At 71.0% G+C, this 5732-nt stretch carries 5 protein-coding genes and 2 pseudogenes; 3 read left to right on the forward strand and 4 right to left on the reverse strand.

The window, feature by feature from the left end:
* Together Mterra_RS18125 and Mterra_RS18130 are read left to right on the forward strand one after the other, a co-directional pair.
* Positions 1–210: pseudogene (locus Mterra_RS18125) on the forward strand (16S rRNA (adenine(1518)-N(6)/adenine(1519)-N(6))-dimethyltransferase RsmA); the annotation flags it as partial.
* A gap of 234 nt (positions 211–444) precedes the next feature.
* On the forward strand, positions 445–1362 hold the full coding sequence (locus tag Mterra_RS18130; protein ID WP_119316424.1) for a carbohydrate kinase family protein: 918 nt from the start codon (positions 445–447) through the stop codon (positions 1360–1362).
* Positions 1363–1636: 274 nt separating this feature from the next.
* On the opposite strand, the gene hisH is transcribed toward Mterra_RS18130, so the two are convergent.
* Genes hisH through Mterra_RS18145 form a run of 3 tightly spaced genes read right to left on the reverse strand, consistent with a single transcriptional unit; the run spans position 1637 to position 3865 of the window.
* Positions 1637–2233 carry an imidazole glycerol phosphate synthase subunit HisH gene (gene hisH / locus Mterra_RS18135; RefSeq protein WP_119316425.1) on the reverse strand — a complete coding sequence of 199 codons (597 nt, stop codon included), beginning with the start codon at positions 2231–2233 and terminating at the stop codon, positions 1637–1639.
* Positions 2230–2814: an imidazoleglycerol-phosphate dehydratase HisB gene (hisB, locus tag Mterra_RS18140; RefSeq protein WP_119316426.1), complete on the reverse strand. Its 585-nt coding sequence runs from the start codon at positions 2812–2814 to the stop codon at positions 2230–2232. Before hisB ends, hisH begins: the two co-directional genes overlap by 4 nt.
* Positions 2807–3865: a pyridoxal phosphate-dependent aminotransferase gene (locus Mterra_RS18145; protein ID WP_119316427.1), complete on the reverse strand. Its 1059-nt coding sequence runs from the start codon at positions 3863–3865 to the stop codon at positions 2807–2809. Before Mterra_RS18145 ends, hisB begins: the two co-directional genes overlap by 8 nt.
* A gap of 256 nt (positions 3866–4121) precedes the next feature.
* Between Mterra_RS18145 and Mterra_RS18150 the strand changes: the two genes are divergently transcribed.
* Positions 4122–5138 carry a threonine aldolase family protein gene (locus tag Mterra_RS18150; RefSeq protein WP_119316428.1) on the forward strand — a complete coding sequence of 339 codons (1017 nt, stop codon included), beginning with the start codon at positions 4122–4124 and terminating at the stop codon, positions 5136–5138.
* Here Mterra_RS18150 and Mterra_RS22545 read toward each other — a convergent pair.
* Positions 5135–5732, reverse strand: a pseudogene (locus Mterra_RS22545) (hypothetical protein); the annotation flags it as partial. The gene Mterra_RS18150 and the pseudogene Mterra_RS22545 overlap by 4 nt on opposite strands.

Here is a 5732-nt window from a genome sequence, read left to right on the forward strand (position 1 = left end):
GACCCCGCCCTCTTCCGCCTGGTCGAAGCCGCCTTCAACCAGCGCCGCAAGACCCTGCGCAACGCCCTGCTGAGCAAGGGCTACCCCGAAGCCCGCGTCACCCAAGCCCTAAAACGCCTCTCCCTCCCCCCCCAGGTCCGCGGCGAAGCCCTCTCCCTCGAGCAATTCCGCGCGCTCGAGGAGGCGATCTCAGGGGTGGATGGTCGATAGTCAAGGGTCGATAAGCCAGGTCCAAGGCGTGTGACGTATGACGTACGACGTAGGACATGCGCCTTGCGTCTTGCGTTTCGCGTACGACCCGCGCCTAGCACTCAGCCAGCAGCGAACCCCTTGTTATGGATTTCCCAACCTGTCCGGCGTATACTCCGAAACGAAGCGATAAGGCTTCCTGCGGTACAATGACCTTGTTACCCAGGAACTCCAAGGCGCAGGGAGGCCGGAGTTATGCGTTTTTTTGTTTTGGGAGACGTCTCCGTAGACCTAATCTACTTTCTTGAACGAATTCCGGAGCCCGGCGAGGAGGTGCCTGCGCAACGGGCCCTGATGAAGCCGGGGGGTGCCGGAGGCACCCTGGCGGCGCAGTTAGCCAGCCTGGGGCACAAGGTGTTCCTGGCGGGGCGGGTGGGCGAAGACCCCTTCCGCCGGGTGGCCCTGAGCGAGCTCGAGCGCACCGGCGTGGACCTGCGCTACCTGCAGGAGGACCCCGAGCGCCAGACCTCGAGCATCCTGATCCTGGTGGTGCCGGGCGGCGAGCGCTCGATGGTCTCGGCCGGGGGCGCCAGCCGCTACCTCGACGCGGCCGAGTTCAAGGCCAAGCACCTTGACCAGGTGGACGCCGTGGTGCTCTCGGCCTACGCCCTGGTGGGCGGGCCGCAGCGCGAGTACGCCGTCAAGGCTCTAGACACCGCGCGCAAGCGCGGGCTGCCGATTTTCGTAGACCTGGGCACGGGCGCGGTGCGGGCGGTGGGGAAAACCCTGCTGGAGTACGTGCGCGGCGTGCCCTACATCACCATGAACCAGCAGGAGTTGCTGGCCCTCACCGAGACCGACTCCATCAGCGAGGGGGTGGGGGCGCTGCAGGGGTACGGCCTCGAGAACGTGGTGGTGAAGGTGGGGGCGATGGGCTCCATCGTCGTCGCCGCCAAGCAGCAGGAGCTCGTCGAGCCCTTCCCGGTCGAGAACGTCGTGGACACCACGGGGGCCGGCGACGCCTTCACCGCCGCCTTCGCCCACGCCGTGATGGAGGGCCGCGACCTGGTGACGGCCGCCCGCCTGGGCAACCTGGCCGGGGCACTGGCGGCTACGGCCATCGGGGCGCAGGGGCGGCTGGTGACCCAGCAGGACCTCCTCCAGACGAAATAGGCCGAACGCTGATAGCCGGTAGCCGGGTGCGGGTCGTACGTCGTACGTCTTACGTCGTACGCAAAACGCAAAACGCAGGTCGTACGTCGTACGTCGTACGCAAGACGCAAAACGCAAGACGCAAAACGCCAAACGCCGAACGCAAAACGCGAAACGCAAGACGCCTGGTTCCCCCCTTAGCAAGGGGGGCTGGGGGGATACCCCCTCCCCAACCCCGGGCCGGAGTTGGCCTATTGGGAGTCGCTGCGCCCGCCGGTGGCCCTGATCCGGGCCTTCAAAGCCGCTTGAAGTAGCGCTGGACGGCCCGCAGCAGGCTCAGGCCGCTCTCGCCGCTCTTCTCGGGGTGGAACTGCGGGGCGACCACGTTGGCGTGGGCGTACACGGCGGTGAAGCGGGTGCCCGCGTACTCGCTGACGCCCACGCTGCCCTCGAGCACGGGCGCGTAGTAGGAGTGCACGAAGTAGAAGTAGCGGCCCGACAGGGCCTCGAAGGCGCCCCTGTACTCCGCGGTGTTCCAGCCCATCTGGGGCACCCGGGGGGCCTTAAAGCGGGCCAGCGTGCCGGGGACTAAGCCCAGCCCGGCCACCCGGGGGGCTTCCTCGGAGCCCTCGAAGAGGATCTGCATCCCCACGCAGATGCCCAGGAAGGGCTTCCCGGCGGCGATGTGCTCGCGCACCGCGCCCTCGAAGCCGGAGGCCTGGAAGGAGCGCATGACCTGGCCGAAGTGGCCCTGGCCGGGCAGCACCAGCAGGTCGGCGGAGCGGGCGTCGGCGGGGTCGTGGGAGACCTTCACGCCGTAGCCGGTGGCCTCGAGCGCCTTGGCCGCGCTGCGGAGGTTGCCCGAGCCGTAGTCGATGAGCAGGGTCTTCACAGGCTTTCCTTGGTGCTGGGCAGGTCGTCGCGGGTGAGGCGGGTGGCGGCGTGGAGGGCGCGGGCGAGCGCCTTGAAGCCGGCCTCGAGCACGTGGTGGGCCTCCCGGCCCGCCAGCAGGCGCAGGTGGAGCGTCATGCCCGCGTGGTTGCACAGCCCGCGCAGGAACTCGCGCAGGTGGTAGGCGCTCACGCCCCCGGGGGCCCCGTCGATGGCGAGCTCCTCGGGCGCGAAGGCCAGGTGGGGCCGCCCGGAGAGGTCGAGCACGGCCTGCACCAGCGTCTCGTCCATGGGCACGGTGGCCTCGCCGTAGCGCTCGAGCCCCCGCCCGTCGCCGATGGCCTGCTTCAGCGCCTGCCCCAGCACGATGCCGGTGTCCTCGACGAGGTGGTGGGGCTCGACCTCGAGGTCGCCCTTGGCCTCCACGACCAGCCGGAAGCGCCCGTGGCGCTGGAAGGCGTGGAGCATGTGGTCGAGGAAGGGCAGCCCCGTGGCGACCTGGCCCTCTAGGGGGCCGTCGAGGCCCAGGGTGAGCCGGATCCAGGTCTCGGCGGTGGCCCGCTCGACCGTCGCGCTACGCATGCCCCACCTCGTCCAGGGCGAAGGCGGCCGCGAGGAAGGCGTCGTTCTCGGCGGGCGTGCCCACGCTCACCCGCAGGCAGCCCTCGAGCCCGGCGTAGTGGTCCTGCCGCCGCACCAGCACCCCGCGCTCCGCCAGCCCGGCGAAGGCCGCCGCCGCGTCGGGGGTGCGCACCAGCAGGAAGTTGGTGTGGCTGGGGTAGACGCTCCAGGTGGGGTGCTCGAGCAGGGCGTGGTAGAGGCGCTGGCGCTCGAGCACGGTGGCCTGGGCGCGCTCCGTCGCGTAGCCCGGCTGCTCGAGCACGGTGAGCAGGATGGCGGCGGTGTGCGCGGGCAGGCCGAAGGGCGGGACCAGGTTCTGCACCGCCGCCGCCACCTCCGGCGAGGCCAGCAGGTACCCGGCGCGGATGCCCCCCAGCCCCCAGGCCTTGGAGAAGGTGCGCAGCAGGGCCACGTGGGGGTTGGAGCGGGCCAGCGCGCGGTAGTCGGTGCCCGAGAACTGGTGGTAGGCCTCGTCGATCACCAGCAGCCAGCCGCTCCGGGCGGCGTGCCGGGCCAGGGCCTCGACGCCGGCCGGGGCGAAGAGCGCCCCGGTGGGCGCGTGGGGCACCGGCAAAAAGAGCACGCCGGGCTCGCCCTCCATCGCCCCCAGCAGCTCCTCGAGCGGCAGCTCGAAGCGCCGCCCCAGCCGCACCGCGCGGTAGGGCGCCGCGTTGGTCTTGGCCGAGAAGGCGTAGTGGGGGAAGGAGGGCGCCGTGTCCAGCACGCAGTTGGCGGCCTGCACCAGGCTCTGGATGAGCAGGTTGGACCCCGGGCTCATCACGACGCCCTCGAAGGGCCACCCCAGCGCCTCGGCCAGCCTCGCCCGCACGTCCTCGGCGTGCAGCTCGGGGTAGCGGTTCCAGGGCAAAGCCGCCAGCCGCTCGAGCGCCCGCTGCTTGAGCGCCGCCGGGAGGTCGAGGGGGCTCTCGTTCTGGTCGAGCTTGACCCGCGCCTCGACCTTCTTGTAGGGGTAGCTGGGCAGGCCACGCAGGTGCGGCTTGAAGGCATTCACAAACGCGATTTTACCCTAGCGGGCAGCTATCAGCCGTCAGCTTGTGGTAAACCCCTCCCCTTCCCTCCCCGCACGCGGGGAGGGTTTATCCCCCCCAGCCCCCCTTGCCAAGGGGGGTAAAGAAAAGGCGTTTTGCGTTTAGCGTTTTGCGTCTTGCGTCTTGCGTTTTGCGTACGACGTAAGACGTACGACGTACGACCCGCCCCCGGCTACCGGCTATAGGCTACCGCCCCTCGACAAGCGTAAGCTAAGGCTTATGCACGTGATCGACCTCCGCTCCGACACCGTCACCAAGCCCACCCCCGCCATGCGCCAGGCCATGGCCGCGGCCGAGGTGGGCGATGACGTTTACTCCGAAGACCCCACCGTAAACCGCCTCGAGGCCCTCGCCGCCGAGACCCTAGGCCTCGAGGCCGGGCTGTTCGTGCCCAGCGGGGTGATGAGCAACCAGATCGCCCTGATGCTGCACCTGCGGCGCGGCTACGAGGTGATCGCCCCCGAGGGCGCCCACATCTACGAGTACGAGCCGGGCTCGCTGGCGGTGCTCGCGGGCGGGACCATCCGGCTGGTGAGGGCCCCCTACGGCGTCCCCGACCCCGCCGACGTCAGGGCCGCCGTCCACACCTCCATCCACCAAGCGCCCACCGGGCTGGTCTCGCTCGAGAACACCCACAACGCCGCCGGTGGCACCGTGGTAGGGCTCGAGGCCCAGCGCGCCGTGCAGCGGGTCGCCCGCGAGGCCGGTCTGCCCATCCACCTCGACGGCGCCCGCCTGTTCAACGCCGCCGTGGCCTTGGGGGTCGCCGCCGCCGAGATCGCCCGGGGCTTCGACACCGTGTCCATCTGCCTCTCCAAGGGCCTAGGGGCACCGGTGGGCTCGGTGCTGCTGCTGCCCAAGGCGCTCAAGGCCGAGGCCTGGCGCTACCGCAAGATGCTGGGGGGCGGGATGCGGCAGGCCGGCGTGCTCGCCGCCGCGGGGATCCTGGCCCTGACCGAAGGCCCCGAGCAGCTCGCCCGCGACCACCAGATGGCCCGCGCCCTGGCCGAGGGGCTGGTGCGGCTGGGCCTGGAGGTCGATCTCCAGGCCGTGCAGACCAACATGGTCTACTTCAAGCCCAAGGACCCCGCCGGGCTGGCCGCCCGCCTGACGCAAGCCGGGGTTCTCTGCAACGCGCTGGGCGGAAAGATCCGCCTGGTCACCCACCGCGACCTCTCCGACGAGGACATCCCCGAGGCGCTGCGGCGCATCGAGTCGGTGCTGGTGGGGGCCTAGCCCAGCAAGTCGGCGATGCCCAGGCCCTCGGCCAGCCGCCGGGCCTGCTCGAGCGCCCCCGCGTCCCCGCTGACGAGGTGCCACGCCCGGTAAGCCCGGGCCTGGCCGTAGGCGTCGGCCGCGCGCCGGAGGGCCTTCTCGGCCGTCTGGCGGGCCTTGGCCCCCTTGCCCCACTGCCAGTGGGCCTCGGCCAGCAGCGCCAGCGAGAGCGCGGAGAACGCCCCGCCGCCGAACTCCTGCATCCCCAAAGCCTGCCCCAGCACCAGCACCGCCTCCTTGCCTCGCCCCTCGCGCAGGAGGGCCTGCCCCTGCATCAGCAGGGCCATCAGCGCACGCTCCTTGTCGGAAGGGGCCTCCAGCTCGGCCTCGCTCAGCCGCAACACCTCCTCCGCCGGCAGCGCCAGGCTCAGCCCGTGCATGGCCGAGTGCAGCCAGGCCCGCTCGGCCTCGAGCCAGGTCTCGAAGGCCCCATGCCCGCTCCTGAATCCCGGCAGCAGCGTGCCGTACAGCCCCCAGGCCTCCCGCCAGCGCCGCCCCCGCAACGCCCGGCGCAGCGAGCCCAGGTCGCTCTCCCCTGCCCAGGCGAAGCTCTCC

This window comes from Calidithermus terrae (assembly GCF_003574345.1).
Taxonomy (GTDB): Bacteria; Deinococcota; Deinococci; order Deinococcales; family Thermaceae; genus Calidithermus; species Calidithermus chliarophilus.

Excerpts from the sequence above, each read along its gene's own strand:
- Mterra_RS18130 (WP_119316424.1), top strand. The coding sequence starts at position 445 with ATGCGTTTTTTTGTTTTGGGAGACGTCTCCGTAGACCTAATCTACTTT.
- hisB (WP_119316426.1), bottom strand. The coding sequence starts at position 2,814 with ATGCGTAGCGCGACGGTCGAGCGGGCCACCGCCGAGACCTGGATCCGG.
- Mterra_RS18150 (WP_119316428.1), top strand. The coding sequence starts at position 4,122 with ATGCACGTGATCGACCTCCGCTCCGACACCGTCACCAAGCCCACCCCC.